The sequence below is a fragment of the Jatrophihabitans cynanchi genome, assembly GCF_027247405.1.
Classification (GTDB): domain Bacteria; phylum Actinomycetota; class Actinomycetes; order Mycobacteriales; family Jatrophihabitantaceae; genus Jatrophihabitans_B; species Jatrophihabitans_B cynanchi.
Genome location: NZ_CP097463.1, coordinates 168,383 through 183,604, shown reverse-complemented (window position 1 = coordinate 183,604; position 15,222 = coordinate 168,383). Strand labels below are relative to the sequence as shown.

The following is a 15,222-nucleotide window of genomic DNA, read 5'->3' as shown; positions in this document are numbered from 1 at the left end:
GAGTCGGCCCCACTTCGGCCGTCGTGCGGAGTAACTCGGTCACCTCGTTGTCCGCGCGTTTCTACGATCATGCGGTGCCCGATCCGATATATGCACATCCTCGTCTCGCGCTCGCCTATGACACCTTCGACGGGCCACGTGACGACCTCGCCGCCTACCTCGCCATCGCCGACGAACTCGCGGCTCGCCGCATCGTCGATCTTGGGTGCGGCACCGGCTGCCTCGCCTTGCTGCTAGCACCCGACCGGCAGGTCATCGCCGTCGACCCAGCCCGAGCATCCCTCGATGTCGCCCGGGCGAAGCCTGGCGCCGACCAGGTGACCTGGATCGAGGGCGACGCCTCCGCCATCCCCGCCGGCGCGCAGGCGGACCTCATCGTCATGACCGGCAACGCCGCGCAAGCAGTGCTGACCGACCACGACTGGACCGCCATGCTGCGTCACGTCCGACGCTCACTCGCGCTCGGTGGCTGCTTCACCTTCGAGACCAGACGCCCCGAGCGCCGAGCATGGGAGGAGTGGGCCGTGGATACCGCGCCCGTCACAGCCGACGTCCCCGGCCTCGGGCCCGTCGAGCAACGCAGGGAACTCACCACTGTCGACCTGCCGCTCGTCTCCTTTCGCTACACCTACCGATTGCTCAACGACAACACCACACTCACCTCAGACTCCACGCTGCGCTTCCGCGACGAAGACGAACTCACGACCTCCCTGGAGGCGGAAGGCCTCGGCATCCGCGAGATCCGTGAAGCACCCGACCGACCCGGCCGCGAATTCGTCGTCCTCGCCCAGCGCCGCTCAATCTGAGCCGCGACGTCCCGGACACGCAACCTGTGTGTCAGGACTCTTCTATGCCGCGTTCGCCTGAACCCGCAGAACGCCGAGTAGGTGCAGAGCGGCTCTGCGCGGCCGCCGCGGCTCTACTGCACCGTTGATCGGATAGACCCCCACACGCTGCGCCGGCGTGTGGCAGTCTGCGGGGGTGAGTCTTCCGCGCCGCGACGTCGATCCTGATGGCCTTCTTGAGTACTCGGTCGTTTTCACCGACCGGTCGTTGAACCACATGTCCAGACGCTTTGTCGGGGTGATGCAGGACATCGTCGAGGTTCTGCGCACGACCTATGGTGCAGAGACGGTCGCGGTCGTGCCCGGTGGCGGCACCTATGCCATGGAAGCTGTAGCCCGGCAACTGGCAACGGGCCGGCGATGCCTGGTCGTGCGCAACGGCTTGTTCTCCTACCGCTGGTCGCAGATCTTCGATGCCGGGTCGGTGGCCGGTGAGACGACTGTCTGCAGTGCCCGGCCGGTGTCCGATGAGCGGCACGCTGCGTGGATCCCTGCGCCGGTCAGTGAGGTCGTCGAGACGATCGCGCGGGTCCGTCCCGAGGTCGTCTTCGCGCCGCATGTGGAGACTGCTGCGGGCATGGTGCTGCCGGACGACTACATCCGCGCCGTCGCCGCCGCGACGCATGACGTCGGTGGGCTGTTCGTCTTGGACTGCATCGCGTCGGGGGCGCTGTGGGTGAACATGACCGAGCTCGGCATTGACGTCTTGCTCAGCGCCCCGCAGAAGGGATGGAGCGGCTCACCGTGCGCGGGTTACGTCATGCTCGGCGAGGCGGCTCAGGCACAGGTCATGTCGACGACCTCGACCAGTTTCGCGGTCGACCTGCAGAAGTGGATGACGATCACCGAGGCCTACACCCAGGGGCAGACGCCCTACCACGCAACGATGCCGACGGACACCCTCGCGCACGACGCCGCGCTCATGCTCGAGACCCGCGCCGCCGGGCTCAGCGAGCTGCGCATGGCTCAGATCTCCCTCGGCACGCGAGTGCGCGCCATGCTCGCCGAGCACGGATTCGCCTCGGTCGCGTCCGACGGATTTGCCGCACCCAGCGTGGTGGTGGCATTCACGGACGATCCCGAGATTCGCAGCGGCGCAAAGTTCAAGCAGCGTGGTCTCCAGGTGGCTGCCGGAGTACCGCTGATGTGCGGTGAAAGAGACGACCTCTCCACCTTCAGGGTCGGGCTCTTCGGCCTCGACAAGCTCACCGACGTAGACGGCGCCGTAAGCCGGCTGGAAGCACACCTCGGAACTCGAAGCTAACCGCGCCCTTCAGCGTCCTTGCTGTAGAGGACGAGTGTGCTCCGAAGACCATGGACACATTCTGCCGATGTGGGGGCTAGGAGGAGGCGCGCTCGCAGGCGAGAACGTGAAACGCATCCGGACCGTCCCCGACACGTCGATCCTCGGTGAGGGTGAATCCCGCCAGGCGAAGAGACTCGATGACTTCGCTGACGGGTCGAACTATGAACCCGTGCTTGGTGAACGGCATTTTGGCCATCGCTGCTGGATCGCCGACGCCGAGCGCCAGCCGACCACCTGGGCGCAGCACTCGAGCCAGCTTCGACATGGCCGCGCCCGTCCACGAAGTAGATCGTGTTCGTGGATATCGCGGCATCAACGGAGCCGTCCGGTAGCGGCAGTAGCTGCATGGTGGCCTCGTGCAGGTGCAAGCTCCCCATCGTGACCTGGTTCTCGAAGTGACGTCGCGCCGCGGCGAGCATCGTCGGAGCGATTTCGATGCCGTGCACAACGCCGCTCGGTCCGTCCTGGTCGAGAAGCAGGGCTGGCCCCGCACCGCCACCGAAGCCGACCTCGGCCACGGTGCAACCCTTCCGAACCTCCACGGCCTCGACAGCGGCGAGGATGACGGATCTGTTGCCAGGGTTTGAGGGCTCGCCCGACAACTCGCCCTACCACGCCCGTGGGTCGACCAAGTTGCCTCGACACGCCCACGAGGACGCGCTCCCGAATCGTCATACCGCGACCTAAACCAGCGGCTGGCAGACAGGCGCACGATCAGCGAGCGCACAAACTCAACGCAGTGCAGTGCGTGCTACGCGTCCTGCGCCCGGCCCGGCGGCCGGCAGACGAGGCGGACGGCCCCAGTCGGATAGGTGTGGCTCTCGACGAGGTCGAATGCCAGCAAGCTCGACGGCTCGTCGAAAAGGCGCCTTCCCCGGCCTGCGACAACAGGCGTCATGTTGAGGTGCATCTCGTCGAGGAGCCCGTCGCGCAGCAGATCGCGGGCGAGCGCCCCACAGCCGTAGGAGAGCAGGTCGAGGTGCTCGCGAAGGGCCGCGACCTCGCCGTAGGTGACGAGCGCGGAGTTGCCCCACTCAGTGGCAGAGCTGATGGTCGAGGTCACGACGTACTTCGGCATGGCGTTGATCCGCTCTGCCATCGAGCCGGTCTGGTCCCGCCAGGCCACGGCGAGGTGCTGCCACGTGACCCGGCCGAGCAACAGCGCGTCAGATGCAAGCGCGAGCTCCAGCGTGGACTGCCGCCCCTCGTCGCTCATGTACGGAACAAGCACCTCGGGCGGCGACTCGATGACGCCGTCGAGGGTGATCATCGTCTGGAGCGTGATTCGACTCATGCCCTTCTGACGACGGTCACCGGCGAATCTCATCGGCACCGCCCGTACAGGAGAATCGATCACTCGGCGCTCGTCCAACGCTTTGAGGATCGCCCGCCTACGAGCATGACCGTGCCCAGAGCGAGCAGAAACAGCGCCCACCCTGCGATCGCACGATCCGGCGTGCCGGTCGTCGCCAACGTGGCGCCGCCGGCGGCCGTGACGTGCGTGGCCGTCCGGATCGTGCGGAGGACCGTGCCGTACATGTCCGAAAGGGACGGTGAGGTGGTGGCGTTCACGGTGACCGTGATGCAATCGGCGTCCCGCTTCTGCTTGGACGCCTCGACGGCCAGGTGCTTGACCGGGTCCCACCACTGGATCGTGGCGCCGTCGGGTTGGCCGCAGACCGTGAATGTGAGCGACGTGAACGCGCTTCCGGGGGCGATCGCCACGTCGTAATAGGCGATCCCCGTGGTGAACCCGCCCAACGGGGAGGAGTGATAGGTACCGATCGTGACGGTGCCCGCGCCATGAGCCGTGGCCTTGACGTACTCGCTGGTGCCGGGCGTCCCGACCGTCGCCGTCGCGATGCCGGTCGCAGACGGGCTCATGCCGCTCGCCGACGCCTCCAACGGCTCGTTCACCGGGACGACGGGATTGGACGCTTCCGCCGGACCCGTCCGCCCGGCGTAGTTCACTGCCACGACCGTGAACGTGTACTTGTCTCCCGCCGACAGTCCGGTGACCGGGAACGACGCACTGTCCCCGCCGGCTGTCACGGCACGGGCGGTGAGCCCGGTCGTCGCGTCGTGCGCCGTGATCCGGTAGCCGGTGACCGCGGTACCGCCGTCCGTCTTCGGAGGTGCCCAGGTCACCTCGATGGTGCGTACCCCGGCGACCGAGGCCAGGACCCGCCGGGGTGCCGACGGAGCTGCGGGGTCGATGCTGTCCGCCCCGGGCTGGTAGATGCCGGGCACGATCCCGATGCCGTCAGCGCTCTGCGTGCCGGCGAGGCCGTCCACCCCCGGCGTGCCCGTCGCGCCGGTCGCCCCGATGCTGGGCCAGCTGGGCTGGGCACCCCGCGCGCCGAGCCCACCGGTCCCGGCCGATCCGCCCTTGCCGGGTTGACCGGGCTCTCCGGTCAACCCGCCCGTCGCCGCGTTCGAGCCGAGCGTGAGCGCGGACAGGTCAGGCGTATGGACGCTGAAGCCGGCCGCCCCTACCGCGCTTCCGCCGCCGCTGGCGGCACCGCCGTTGCCGCCGTTGCCGCCGCTACCGCCCGCCCCGCCGTCACCGCCGACGCTGGGTCGGTCGCTGGGATCCTGCCAGTACCAGAACCAGCCGGACGAACCCTTGCGGCCCGATCCGGCGGCTGCTCCCTGCCCGCCGTCCGCGCCGTTGCCGGCGACGACGAGGTTGGACCCGAAGCTGCTCGACGTCGCCGTGACCGTGCCCGTCGCGTAGAAGCCGCCGCCCTCGGCCGCGCCGGCCTTGCCTGCTGTACCGCCCTTGCCGCCGGCACCGGCCTTGCCACCCGCGCCGCCGGCGGCGGGTTTCGCGAAGAACCCGGCGCCGCCACCGCCGCCACCGAAACCATCGGTTCCTTCGCCGCCGTCGCCCGCGGACGAGCCGTTGCCGCCGATGGCCGCGTTCGTCGTGAACGTCGAGCCGTCGATGCTCAGTTTGCCGCCGTCGACGTAGATCGCGCCGCCGCGGGCATCGCCGCCGGACCCGCCCGCACCGCCGCTGCCACCGGCACCGCCGGCGCTACCGGCGCCGCCGACACCGCCGTGCCCGCCGCCCTGGGCCTTGGCGTCGGGCGTGCTGTTCCCACCGTCCGCACCGACGACGCCCGTGCCCGCTTTGCCACCGCTACCGCCGTCTCCGCCCGAGCCAGCGAGTGCCTGGTTGCCGTCGAAGCTGGTATCGCTGATCGCCACGTCGCCGGCGCTGTAGATCGCACCGCCGAACGCGCTGCCGCCTGCACCGCCCTTACCGCCCTTACCACCGGCACCGGCAGCTCCGGACTTGCCGGAGTTGCCGCCGGCGGCCACCACGCCCATGCCGCCCTTGCCGCCGGGCCCGCCGTCGCCGCCGGGCCCGCCGTTGCCTCCCGCGCCGCCGTCACCGCCCTGCGCGGTGTTGTCGCGGAACGTGCTGCCCGTGACGACGAGCGCCGATCCGGCCGCGACGCTGATGGCGCCGCCCTTTGCCGTGCCCGCCTTGCCGCCGGCGAAGCCCGCGGTTCCCGGCTTGCCGGGTGTGCCGTCCGTACCGGCGGTCCCCGGCCCTCCGGGCGAGCCGGGGGTACCGGCGACGCCGTCGGCCCCCTGTGCGCCGTCGGGGGAGTCCAGCCCGTCGTCACTGCTCGCCGAGCCGTTCTGGACGGACAGCCCGGCCAGCGTCAGGGTCGCGCCGGCCTTCACCGAGAACAGCGCGGTGCTGCCCTGACCGTCCAGCACGACCGGCGAGTCCGCCACCAGGGTCACCGATTTGGTGATCGTGATCGGCGCCGTGAAGCCGATCGCGGTGGGGCAGGAGAGGGTGATGGTGCCGCCCCGCGCGGCGGCAGTCGCGAGGTCGGTCACGTCGCACGAGGCGATGCTCGCCGACGGGCCGCCCGCGGCCGCCGACGGCAGCGCGTGCACCTCGGACGAGGGTGCGGACGTCCCGGCGGCGTTCACCGCGCGGACCTGGTAGTAGTACCGGTGGCCGTTGGCGAGCCCGTGATCGGTGTAGGTCAAGGCCGCCACGCCGGTCGCGATCGGAGTGCCGGACTCCGCGCCCGGCTTGGTGCCGCGGAGCAGTTCGTAGCCCGTGATCGCCGAGCCGCCGTCCGACGCAGGCGGCGACCACGTCACGGTCGCGCTCGCGTCCCCTGCCTTGACGTGGACGTCGCCGGGACGTCCCGGCACGGACTGTGCGAGCGCGACGGTGGCCGAAGCCGTGCCGGAGACGGCGGATGACCCGAACCCGTTCGTCGCGAGCACCTGGTAGTAGTAGATCGAGCCGGCCGTCACGTCGCTGTCCGAGTAGGTCCTAGCTGTGACGTCGCTGGCGATGACGCTGAGGTCGGCGGCGCTGGTGCCGCGCAGGATCGTGTAGCCGCTCACCGGCGAACCGGCAGTGCTCGCAGGGGCCTGCCAGGTCAAGCTGATCTGCCCGCCGTCGGCGTGCGCGCTGAGCCCGGTCGGCGGCGAGGGGGTGCCGTAGATGAGCAGCTCGTCGGCAGCGGAGGAGCTGAACGAGCCGGCCGCGACAGCCACCCGGCCGAGGCCCGGGTCGACCGCGACTCCCGCGGGCCGCGGTGTAGCAGTCCCGGAGTCGGGTGCGGTGATCGTCAGTGTCTGCACCACGGTCCGGCTGGTTTCGTCGAAGACCGAGATCGTGCTGTCGGCATTGGCCACGTAGACCCGGCGGGCAGTGGCATCGACGGCGACCGCACCGGGGTTGTGTCCGACGGCGAACGTCCCGGTCACCGCATGCGTGCTGGTGTTGATGATCGAGACGGTCTGCACGGGGCCGGCCGGGTCGGAGCTGTGGGCGGCCGCGGAGTCGTAGTTGGCGACGTACACGCTGCGCAGGGCGGCGTCGACGGCGACCGCGGTGGGGTTGAGCCCGACCGTGATCTCGCTCGTCTGCTCGTAGGTGGTGCCGTCGAGCACTTCCACCACGCCCGGGCCGAAGTTGCCGGCGTCGCGCACCGCGACGTACACCTCGTGGCTGTTCGGATCCACGGCCACACCCCACGGCTCGGGCGGCGTTTCGGTGGTGGCGAGGACCGTGTTCGTCTGGGTGTCGATCACCGTGACCCCGGCGTCGGAGTCGGTGCCGTACCGGTTGGTGTCGGCCACGTAGAGGCGGTGCCGGGAGGGGTCCACGGCCATGCCGGCGGGATTCGCGCCGACATCGATCACGGCCTTCGTCGCGAGGGTGGCACCGTCCAGCGCAAGCACGATCGCGTCGTCGTCATCGCTCACGTAGACGATGTGCGTGCTCGGATCGACGACGACCCCGGCCGTCACGATCCCCGACAAGGTCAGGGACTTGACGAGCGTGCCGTCACGGCCGTCGATCACGTCGAGGTAGCCCGCGCCGCCGTTGCTGACCGCGTACACCAGATGGGTGCTCGGGTCGACGTCCACTCCGGTCGGTGACGCGCTCAACGGCGTCACGATCGGCCGCGCTGAACCCGAGGGTGCCGCGATGCCCTCTGGCGCCGACTGCGTCAGGACGAACATGCAGGACAGAACGGCGAGCAGTGCGCAGGCGCGCAGCGGATGAGTGGGCACGGCAGCGACTCCCTCGATGTGGCGGCGCTGCGAGCGTGGTCGGCGAGGTGTCCCGACCGACAGGGACCGCGGTCCCGGTTCGTACGGGCACGCAGGTTTCCGGCGTTCGTACGTGACGCATGCGATGTCAGCCGAGTAGTTGCATCGCGATCACAGCGATCGTGATCACGACGTTGCCCGTCAACCAGCCGAGCGCGGGATATCGCAGCCATGCAGTGCGACGCGCCACGCTTCCGAGCAGGAGCGCTACACCTGCGGTCGCATAGCCGCTCCACGCGGTTCCGGTCCATCTGATCGTGTAGAGAACGGCAAGCACACTGACCAGGGCCGCGACGAGCGAGGCTGACGCGTTCCAGTACAGCCGCGCGAGTGTCGGCGGTGGCGGCTCGGTCGCCTCACGTTCGTCTGTGCGCGCGGCCTGCGTCCGGAGATGGTTCCAGATAGCGTTGATCTCGCTTGAGTCGAGAAGCACAGGGGCTGCGCTCAACTCCGCTCGCCACATCTTCGCCGTGGCGCTGCCGACGACCACGTCGATTGCGGCGAATGCGGGCTCCTAATGCTGTGGTGTGAACGACAGTCAGCGCGTATCGGCCTGATTGAGCGATGATCTCCGTATGGACGCGCGTGAGGCAGAGGCAAGACTGCTGACCGAACGGACGGCCGCCATGGAGCAGCTCACCTCGATGGGCGCCGACCTGGACGCCGTCGCGGCGGCCGCCGCCGGCAGCAACGTCGACGACGAACACGATCCGGAAGGGTCGACGATCGCCTTCGAACGCGAGCAACTCGCCGGGCTTCGCGCGCGCGTCCAGGATCGTCTTCGTGACATCGACGCCGCGCTCGAGCGGCTGCGTCACGGTCACTACGGCCGCTGCGAAAGGTGCGGTAACCCGATCGGCGACGCGCGGCTCGAGGCGCTCCCTGCGACACCGTTGTGCGTGACGTGCGCCGACCAGGGCGGCCGTCGAAGGTGAGCACGCGCCACCGTGGCGCGCGGGCGGCGATGCTCAGGCGCACCGGCCCGGCGACTTCCGGTTACGGCGTGCTTCGGGCTTCTGGCTTCGTCCCGACTATGCAGCGGGCCAGTCCGGGCACCCGTATCGCGCCGTCCTCCTCGAACGCGCTCACCTCGGCGATCGCCTGCGCCCGGATCCGCTCGCGTGCGGCTACGTCCACCTGCCTCAGCGCCGCCACGGCGAGCGAGACGTGCTCGCTGATCACCGCCCAGTACTCCTCGGCCGATCGCGTCACGAGCTCGATGCCGACGTCCCACTCGGCAATCTCGCGCAGCCCCGCCCGCTCGTGCAACGCGCTCACCAGTCCCGGTGCGGCGCAGCGGTACATGCCGGGCCGGTCCGGGTTAGGCGGCGCCGGGGTCACCTCGGTCGCGATGGCCTGCAGCGCGATCGAGGTCCACGGGTTCGCTTCGGGCTTGACCCATACCGACGAGCAGAGCCGTCCGCCCGGCCGCAACGCGCGCACGAACTCGGCCGTCGCCGCGGCCAGGTCGGGCAGGAACATGTACCCGAAGCGCATCGAGACGCTGTCGAACGTGTTGTCGTCGAACGGCAGCTCGTCCGCGCTGCACACCACCGTCTCGACGTTGGTCAGCCCCTCCGTCCTGGCTCGCCGAGCGGCTACGTCCAGCATCTGCGGGACGAGGTCGGCGAGCACGACACGTCCCCGCGGCGCCAGCTTGGCGATACTCAGACCCGGCTCGCCCGTGCCCGCGGCGACGTCGAGATGGTGCTGATCGTCGGCGATGGCGAGACGCTCGATGATCGCGGTGCCCACCGGACGCAACTGATCGCCGATCAGCGCGTCCCACTTGTCCCAGCCGGCGGACAGCCCGGCCCACGCCGCCCGCTGGGCGTCCCGGATGTCGTCGTCGCCCATCGCCCTACCCCCCCCGGGGGTTGCTGCCGCCAAGGACAACGAAGCTACTCCGGATCGCCATGCTGCAACTGCTGACGGCAAGGCATTACGACCGCTGGCGTGCCTCCCAGGCGCGGTGCGAGTCCAGGACGGCGTCCCACAGCCGACGGCGCGTCTCGGGCGGCGCCGCGTCGAAGCGCAGGTCGAAGACGTCCGCGAGCGCGTCGAACCAGTCCGCCTGCCGCGTGATCGGCTCGGCGGTGAACGCGTCCCCGCCGATGCGCGCGAGCACCAGACCGCGGATGACGTCCACACCGGTCGCGTCACGCCGTTCGGCCATCGGCACCTGCACGAATCCGGATTCGGGCGAGGTCGACAGCCACTCGTGCTTGGCGACGAAGTCGGCGGGTACTGCCGGGGTGGTCGTCCAGGTCATGCTGCCGAATCCGCCGGCGGGGTCGTGAGTCAGCTGCCACGTTCGGTCGGCCAGCAGCTCGAGGGTCAGCCGGAACGGGTGCTGCACGTAGGCCCCGGGCATCAGCGGCAGCGGCTCGTGCAGAGCATCGCCGAGACCGGTGTCCACGTACCAGTGCCCAGCGGGGTTGGCATCGGTGGGGAGTTCGGCCACGGTCAGCACGAGATGGTTGCCCCGCTCGTCCGGGGTCGCCACGGCTCCGTGCACACCCCCGACGTGTCCGCGCACCGCATAGCCGAGCGAGCGCAGCAGCAGGCCGAGCGCGCCGTTGAGGTGGTAGCAGTACCCGCCCCGACCGGCGAAAGCGATCCGCCGTGCCGCCTGAGCCGGATCGATCGTCCACCGCTCGCCCGCAGCGATCCACAACGTCTCGTACGGCACCCGCTCGGCGTGTCGCCGGACGAGCGAGAACAGGTCGTCGACGGACGGCGGGCGGGCCTGGACTCCGAGGCGCTGCAGGTAGGCAGCGCGAACCGACGGCTCGAGTTCGTCCGCAGACTCGAACATGCGCGCTGCCCTTCGGACGACTACGGCACACACCTGTGAGCACGGTAGCCGTGCGGGACTCGTGCGCCAACCTGCCTCACCCGCCAGCGTCACCCTCCAGCGCGGGCCGCCTGCCTGCGCACCATCTCGCCGACCCAGATCGGCACGAACGGTGAGGTGCAACCGGGGGGCGTGGGGTAGTCCTTGAGCACGCCCAGGCGCTCGCCGATGTCGATCACGCGGTCGCGATGTTCAGCGTGTTCGATGCCGATCTGCCCGAGACACTCGTTCATCGCCCACTGAAGGCGCGGCGGGGCAGCCTTCATGTTCGCCTCGATGGCCTCCAGAAGGGCGGCGAGGTCGAGGCCGTCCGGATTCCTGATCACCCTCTCGGTGGTCAGCGCCCACCCGGCACTCGCGACCGCCGGGTCGGGATCGGCGGACCACGCCACGCGCAGTTGTTCGGCGTGCGGGCTCTTGTTCACCACGTAGTTGACGAGCCAGTCCTGCACCTTGGGGCTGCGCGCTGCCCGGAGCATCGCGTCCAGTTCTCCGCGCTCGAAGGCCTTCGGTCGGCAGATCAGGATCGCCAGCAACCGCGCCGCGCTGTCGCCGGTGGTCCAGAGCCGGCGGGCGAGCTCATGCTGCGTCTTCAGACGCTTCGCGAGGTCCCGCAGCCTGCCGAGATTCACCCCGTGGTCGTCGCCGTGCCGTTGGTTCGCCAGACGGATCTTGCGATCCTCGAGTGCGGCCAGTTCGGCCATCACCTCCGCCACCGCGGTTTCGGTCACGTCAGGCTTCCGCCTGCTCGCCGAGGTAGAACGCGGTGGTGCGCCGCGCGGCCGCGGAAGCGTCATCTCGCGGGGTTCCGGCACGGATGGACGCCTCGGCCCAGTGCTCGCTCGCGGCGCGGACGAACTGTTGGGCGGGCGCGGTTCGGACGAAGGCCTCGGGATCGTCCGGGCGGTCCTCACCGGTGCGCAGGTGCAGGCACAGGCCGAGCAGCGCGAGGTCCCACCCCACCCCGGTCGCCCCCGGCCCGAACTGCGCCCAGAACGGCGAGTCCGCCTCGCCGGTGTGCTCGTGCTCGATGGTGAGCCGTGACCCGTCCTGCTCCGACGTCAGGCGAACCGTCAGCTGACTGGAGTCGCCACCGAGCTCCCAGGTCACCGCGAACGATCGCGGCGGGTCGCAGGCGACAACTGTGCCGGAGGCGTTGCCCTCGACCTGGTAGTGCCCGCCCAGGCGCAGGTCTCCGTTCACCGGCGCGAACCAGCGGCCGAGCCGCTCTGCCGCTGTGCACGCCTGCCAGAGATCTTCGATCGTGGTCGGGTAGGACTGGCTGATCGATTGGACGGTGCGCTGTGTGTTGCCCTCGCGGTCGATCGTCAGGCCGCGCCGTACCTGCGCGGGCTGTGCGGCGATGACGTCGTCGGGGGTCTGCGGCATGGCTGTTGCTCCTCGTCAGTGGGTCGTGTGTCGTCGTGATCTCTTGCCTCGGGCGATCTCGGTCGCGAGCGCGTCCAACCGTGGCGCCCAGAACTGCCGGAACGGGTCGAGCCATTCGTCGACGCTGCGCAGGGGTGCCGGGTCCAGCGCGTACACCCGGCGCGCTCCGTCCGGCTGCACCACCGCGAACCCCGCGTCCCGGAGCACCTTCAGGTGCTGGGACACCGCCGGCTGGCTGATCCCGAATTCGTCGCCGATCGCCTGGACCAGGTCGCCGGCCGACTTCTCGCTCGCGGCGAGCAGCTCGAGAATCCGCCGCCGGACGGGGTCACCGAGGACGTCGAACGCGTGCATCCGACAAATATAAGTGAGACCCGATATAAGTCAAGCGCGATAAGACTGATCGGGTTGGCGCGGGGCTGCTACGCCAGGCGCCAGGCGCCTGCGCTCGACGTATCCGTTTCCCGTGACGACCGTCAGCGGGGGAACGTCCTTGGCCACGACGGTGCCTGCGCCGATCACCGCGTCGTGTCCGATCCTCACGCCGGGGAGCACTGTGGCGGCGGCTCCGATCCACACGTTCGCTTCGATGACGATGGGCGCCACGGTGATGAAGTCGTACCGCTCGGCGGGCTCGACGGGATGTCCTTCCGTGACGAGGGTGACCTTCGGCGAGATCATCACCCGGTCGCCGATGGTGATCCCGCCCAGGTCCAGGAACGAGCAGGCCTGCCCCACGAAGGTCCGCTCGCCGAGGTCGATGCCGAGGCCGTAGGTGCTGTAGAACGGCGGGTGCACGAGAGCCGTCGCGGGCAGCGGCTTGCCCAGTAGCTCGCTCAACAGAGCATCGCGCGAGTCGGTGTCGCTGAAACGCAGCGCGTTCAGGCGCGAGGTCAGGTCCATCGCGACCTGGATGCGGTCATGGATCGCGCGCCACTCGGGTGTGCGCGTCGGGATGCGTCGCTCGGTCAGCACGGCGTCGATGCTCGCACAGCGCGCCGAGGCAGACCTCAGTACACGCAGACCTCAGTACACGTACCGCTCGAGGAACGGGTTGCCGAACTTGCGGTTCGGGTCGTGCCGCGCCATCAGCGCCCGGAATTCGGCGAGTCGCGGATAGTGGCGCTGCACCTGGTCGGGGCTCATCGCGAACACCTTGCCCCAGTGCGGCCGCGGGTCGAACGGCGCGAGTGCCTTCTCCAGTGCGGTAACGGCTACCGCGATCGCGTCCGGGTCGTTGCGCCAGGTGAAGTGCAGCGCCGCCGTCGCCCGCCCGTGCGCGGGACTGAGCCACAGCTCGTCGGCGGCGACGGTGCGGAACTCGGCAACCTGCAGCAGCTCGCCGAGGTCGAAGCGGTGCACGGCGGCGATCGCGGCGGGAGCGTGGACCCGGGGGATCAGGTACTCGCTCTGCTGTTCGTCGCCGACGCTCGGCGTGAAGCTCGCGCGGAAGTGCGGCAGCCGCTCGTGCCACGGGCCGGGTAGCCCGCCCTGTTCGGTGGCCGCTCGCACATCCATGTGCCGGATCGGGTGCATCGCGTGCTCGGCCGGGCGCGCACCCCACGGCGTTCCGTCGGTCGCCTGCGCACCGCGCCGCTTGATCCAGATCTGGTCGATGCGATCCGGCGCGCCGGAACTGAACATGCTGACGCTGTAACCGGATGCCGTGATCTCGTCGTAGTGCTCGAGCACGGTGCGCAGCGGCGCGTCGACCCAGACGTCCTGCGCGATCTGGTATGCCGGTTCGACGGCCAGTGTCATCCGAGTGACCACGCCGAGCGCGCCGAGCGCGAGCACCGAACCGCCGAAGTCGGGATCTGCCTCGTCGATCGTGATGAGTTCGCCGTCGGCGCGCACGAACTCCACGGCGGTGACGGCTGTCGGCAGGGAACCGTTGTGGTCTCCGGAGCCGTGCGTACCGGTCGCGCAGGCGCCGGCGAGTGAGATGTGCGGGAGCGACCCGAGGTTGTGCAACGCGAGCCCGCGCGCATACAGCGCCGCGGCCAGTTCGGTGTACCGCGCGCCCCCCGGGGCCACGACACGGTCGGCCCGGATGTCGGTGGTAGCGGGCAGGCCGCGCACCGTGACGAGCTCGTCCGAGTCGGCGATCCGGTTGAACGAGTGGCCGGTACCCAGGGCGCGCAGCCGCGGACTGCGCGCCACGATCTCCTGCAGCTCCTCGACGGTGCGCGGCTCGTGCAGCCGGTCCGCCGAGTAGGTGACGTTTCCGGCCCAGTTCCGCAGCACCATGCCGCGATCATCCCGTACCGGCCGCCGAGGCATTCGGTCCGGCCCGCGAGGGACCTGGTCGGTGGTCAGGCCGACAGGTCGTCCAGGGCCTGCAGGTCGCTGTCGGACAGCTCGAGGCCGGCGGCGGCGACGTTGTCCTCCAGATGCGCGACGCTGGACGTGCCGGGGATCGGCAGCATCACGGGCGAGCGGCGCAGCAGCCAGGCGAGCGCCACCTGGGACGGGGAGGCGTCGAGCCGTTGCGCGATGTCGGCCAGCGGGCCGCCGCGCTCGGCGAGCTTGCCGGTCGCGAGCGGGAACCACGGGATGAACCCGATGCCGTGCTCGGTGCAGTGATCGAGCAGCGGCTCGGCGCTGCGGTCCGTCAGGTTGAACAGGTTCTGGACCGAGACGATGGTGGCGTACTGCTGCGCCTCGACGAGCTGGTCGACCGTCACCTCGGACAGGCCGATGTGCCGGATCTTGCCCTCGCTCTGCAGCGCGTGCAGCTCACCGAGCTGGTCTGCGAGCGGGACGTGCGCGTCGATGCGGTGCAGCTGGTAGAGCGGGATCTGCTCGAGGCCGAGGTGCCGCAGGCTCATCTCGCACTGTTGCCGCAGGTAGGCCGGCCGCGCGACCGGCGTCCACTTGCCCGGGCCTTGCCGGGTGAGGCCGGCCTTGGTGGCGATCACGACGTCGGCCGGGTACGGGTGCAGCGCCGTCTTGAGCAGTTGCTCGGCGACGGCCGGACCGTACGAGTCGGCGGTGTCGTAGAAGGTGACGCCGAGTTCGTACGCGCGTCGGATCACCCGCACCGCCTCGTCGGGGTCCTTCGGGTCGCCCCACACGCCCGGACCGGTCAGCTGCTTGGTGCCGTAGCCGAGGCGCGTGACAGTGGTGTCGCCGAGATCGAACGTCCCGGACCGGCCGGCAGTGGTGGCGGTGGTCATCGCAAAACTTCCTTCGACGGGGGAGTGGCTCTTCATAGGGGG

The 15,222-nt window shown here is 70.0% G+C and carries 15 protein-coding genes and 1 pseudogene; 3 read left to right on the top strand and 13 right to left on the bottom strand.

Annotated features, from left to right (window positions below):
• Nucleotides 1–74 precede the first annotated feature (74 nt).
• Together M6B22_RS00860 and M6B22_RS00855 are read left to right on the top strand one after the other, a co-directional pair.
• Nucleotides 75–806 (top strand): class I SAM-dependent methyltransferase, encoded by a 732-nt coding sequence (locus M6B22_RS00860; RefSeq protein WP_407935613.1) that lies wholly within the window; start codon nt 75–77, stop codon nt 804–806.
• Nucleotides 807–981: 175 nt separating this feature from the next.
• Nucleotides 982–2,109: an alanine--glyoxylate aminotransferase family protein gene (locus M6B22_RS00855; protein WP_407935578.1), complete on the top strand. Its 1,128-nt coding sequence runs from the start codon at nt 982–984 to the stop codon at nt 2,107–2,109.
• 76 nt (nt 2,110–2,185) lie between these two features.
• Here M6B22_RS00855 and M6B22_RS00850 read toward each other — a convergent pair whose 3' ends face one another.
• From M6B22_RS00850 to M6B22_RS00830, 5 genes and pseudogenes are all read right to left on the bottom strand, one after another.
• Entirely contained in the window at nt 2,186–2,416 is a 231-nt protein-coding gene (locus M6B22_RS00850) for a hypothetical protein (RefSeq protein WP_269443872.1), read from the bottom strand.
• A gap of 70 nt (nt 2,417–2,486) precedes the next feature.
• Nucleotides 2,487–2,669 (bottom strand): annotated as a pseudogene (locus M6B22_RS22050) (SAM-dependent methyltransferase); the annotation flags it as partial.
• A gap of 233 nt (nt 2,670–2,902) precedes the next feature.
• Nucleotides 2,903–3,421, bottom strand: a complete 519-nt coding sequence (locus M6B22_RS00840; protein ID WP_331459772.1) for a dihydrofolate reductase family protein — start codon at nt 3,419–3,421, stop codon at nt 2,903–2,905.
• Nucleotides 3,422–3,504: 83 nt separating this feature from the next.
• Entirely contained in the window at nt 3,505–7,716 is a 4,212-nt protein-coding gene (locus tag M6B22_RS00835; RefSeq protein WP_269443870.1) for a fibronectin type III domain-containing protein, read from the bottom strand.
• Between the two features lie 127 nt (nt 7,717–7,843).
• On the bottom strand, nt 7,844–8,245 hold the full coding sequence (locus M6B22_RS00830) for a hypothetical protein (protein WP_269443869.1): 402 nt from the start codon (nt 8,243–8,245) through the stop codon (nt 7,844–7,846).
• 154 nt (nt 8,246–8,399) lie between these two features.
• Between M6B22_RS00830 and M6B22_RS00825 the strand changes: the two genes are divergently transcribed.
• Nucleotides 8,400–8,690, top strand: a complete 291-nt coding sequence (locus tag M6B22_RS00825) for a TraR/DksA family transcriptional regulator (protein ID WP_269443868.1) — start codon at nt 8,400–8,402, stop codon at nt 8,688–8,690.
• A gap of 61 nt (nt 8,691–8,751) precedes the next feature.
• Here M6B22_RS00825 and M6B22_RS00820 read toward each other — a convergent pair whose 3' ends face one another.
• The 8 genes from M6B22_RS00820 to M6B22_RS00785 all read right to left on the bottom strand — a co-directional run bounded on the left by M6B22_RS00820 (nt 8,752) and on the right by M6B22_RS00785 (nt 15,180).
• On the bottom strand, nt 8,752–9,612 hold the full coding sequence (locus M6B22_RS00820) for a class I SAM-dependent methyltransferase (RefSeq protein WP_269443867.1): 861 nt from the start codon (nt 9,610–9,612) through the stop codon (nt 8,752–8,754).
• Between the two features lie 85 nt (nt 9,613–9,697).
• Complete coding sequence (locus M6B22_RS00815; RefSeq protein ID WP_269443866.1) at nt 9,698–10,573, bottom strand: arylamine N-acetyltransferase family protein; 876 nt, start codon at nt 10,571–10,573, stop codon at nt 9,698–9,700.
• Between the two features lie 89 nt (nt 10,574–10,662).
• Nucleotides 10,663–11,316, bottom strand: a complete 654-nt coding sequence (locus M6B22_RS00810; protein ID WP_407935612.1) for a DNA alkylation repair protein — start codon at nt 11,314–11,316, stop codon at nt 10,663–10,665.
• Between the two features lie 28 nt (nt 11,317–11,344).
• Complete coding sequence (locus M6B22_RS00805) at nt 11,345–12,001, bottom strand: SRPBCC domain-containing protein (protein ID WP_269443864.1); 657 nt, start codon at nt 11,999–12,001, stop codon at nt 11,345–11,347.
• Between the two features lie 15 nt (nt 12,002–12,016).
• The gene (locus M6B22_RS00800; RefSeq protein ID WP_269443863.1) at nt 12,017–12,355 is read right to left on the bottom strand and encodes an ArsR/SmtB family transcription factor; all 339 of its coding nucleotides are present in this window, start codon (nt 12,353–12,355) and stop codon (nt 12,017–12,019) included.
• Between the two features lie 30 nt (nt 12,356–12,385).
• The gene (locus M6B22_RS00795) at nt 12,386–12,976 is read right to left on the bottom strand and encodes a sugar O-acetyltransferase (RefSeq protein WP_269443862.1); all 591 of its coding nucleotides are present in this window, start codon (nt 12,974–12,976) and stop codon (nt 12,386–12,388) included.
• A 51-nt stretch (nt 12,977–13,027) separates the two neighbouring features.
• The gene (locus tag M6B22_RS00790; RefSeq protein ID WP_269443861.1) at nt 13,028–14,251 is read right to left on the bottom strand and encodes a D-arabinono-1,4-lactone oxidase; all 1,224 of its coding nucleotides are present in this window, start codon (nt 14,249–14,251) and stop codon (nt 13,028–13,030) included.
• Between the two features lie 65 nt (nt 14,252–14,316).
• Nucleotides 14,317–15,180 (bottom strand): aldo/keto reductase, encoded by an 864-nt coding sequence (locus M6B22_RS00785; RefSeq protein ID WP_269443860.1) that lies wholly within the window; start codon nt 15,178–15,180, stop codon nt 14,317–14,319.
• Nucleotides 15,181–15,222: the final 42 nt, after the last annotated feature.

What these genes read in the sequence shown, in the direction of transcription:
- M6B22_RS00800 (WP_269443863.1), bottom strand. Translation starts at nt 12,355, where the DNA reads ATGCACGCGTTCGACGTCCTCGGTGACCCCGTCCGGCGGCGGATTCTC.
- M6B22_RS00840 (WP_331459772.1), bottom strand. Translation starts at nt 3,421, where the DNA reads ATGATCACCCTCGACGGCGTCATCGAGTCGCCGCCCGAGGTGCTTGTT.
- M6B22_RS00790 (WP_269443861.1), bottom strand. Translation starts at nt 14,251, where the DNA reads ATGGTGCTGCGGAACTGGGCCGGAAACGTCACCTACTCGGCGGACCGG.
- M6B22_RS00815 (WP_269443866.1), bottom strand. Translation starts at nt 10,573, where the DNA reads ATGTTCGAGTCTGCGGACGAACTCGAGCCGTCGGTTCGCGCTGCCTAC.
- M6B22_RS00825 (WP_269443868.1), top strand. Translation starts at nt 8,400, where the DNA reads ATGGGCGCCGACCTGGACGCCGTCGCGGCGGCCGCCGCCGGCAGCAAC.
- M6B22_RS00850 (WP_269443872.1), bottom strand. Translation starts at nt 2,416, where the DNA reads ATGTCGAAGCTGGCTCGAGTGCTGCGCCCAGGTGGTCGGCTGGCGCTC.
- M6B22_RS00820 (WP_269443867.1), bottom strand. Translation starts at nt 9,612, where the DNA reads ATGGGCGACGACGACATCCGGGACGCCCAGCGGGCGGCGTGGGCCGGG.
- M6B22_RS00785 (WP_269443860.1), bottom strand. Translation starts at nt 15,180, where the DNA reads ATGACCACCGCCACCACTGCCGGCCGGTCCGGGACGTTCGATCTCGGC.
- M6B22_RS00810 (WP_407935612.1), bottom strand. Translation starts at nt 11,316, where the DNA reads ATGGCCGAACTGGCCGCACTCGAGGATCGCAAGATCCGTCTGGCGAAC.
- M6B22_RS00805 (WP_269443864.1), bottom strand. Translation starts at nt 12,001, where the DNA reads ATGCCGCAGACCCCCGACGACGTCATCGCCGCACAGCCCGCGCAGGTA.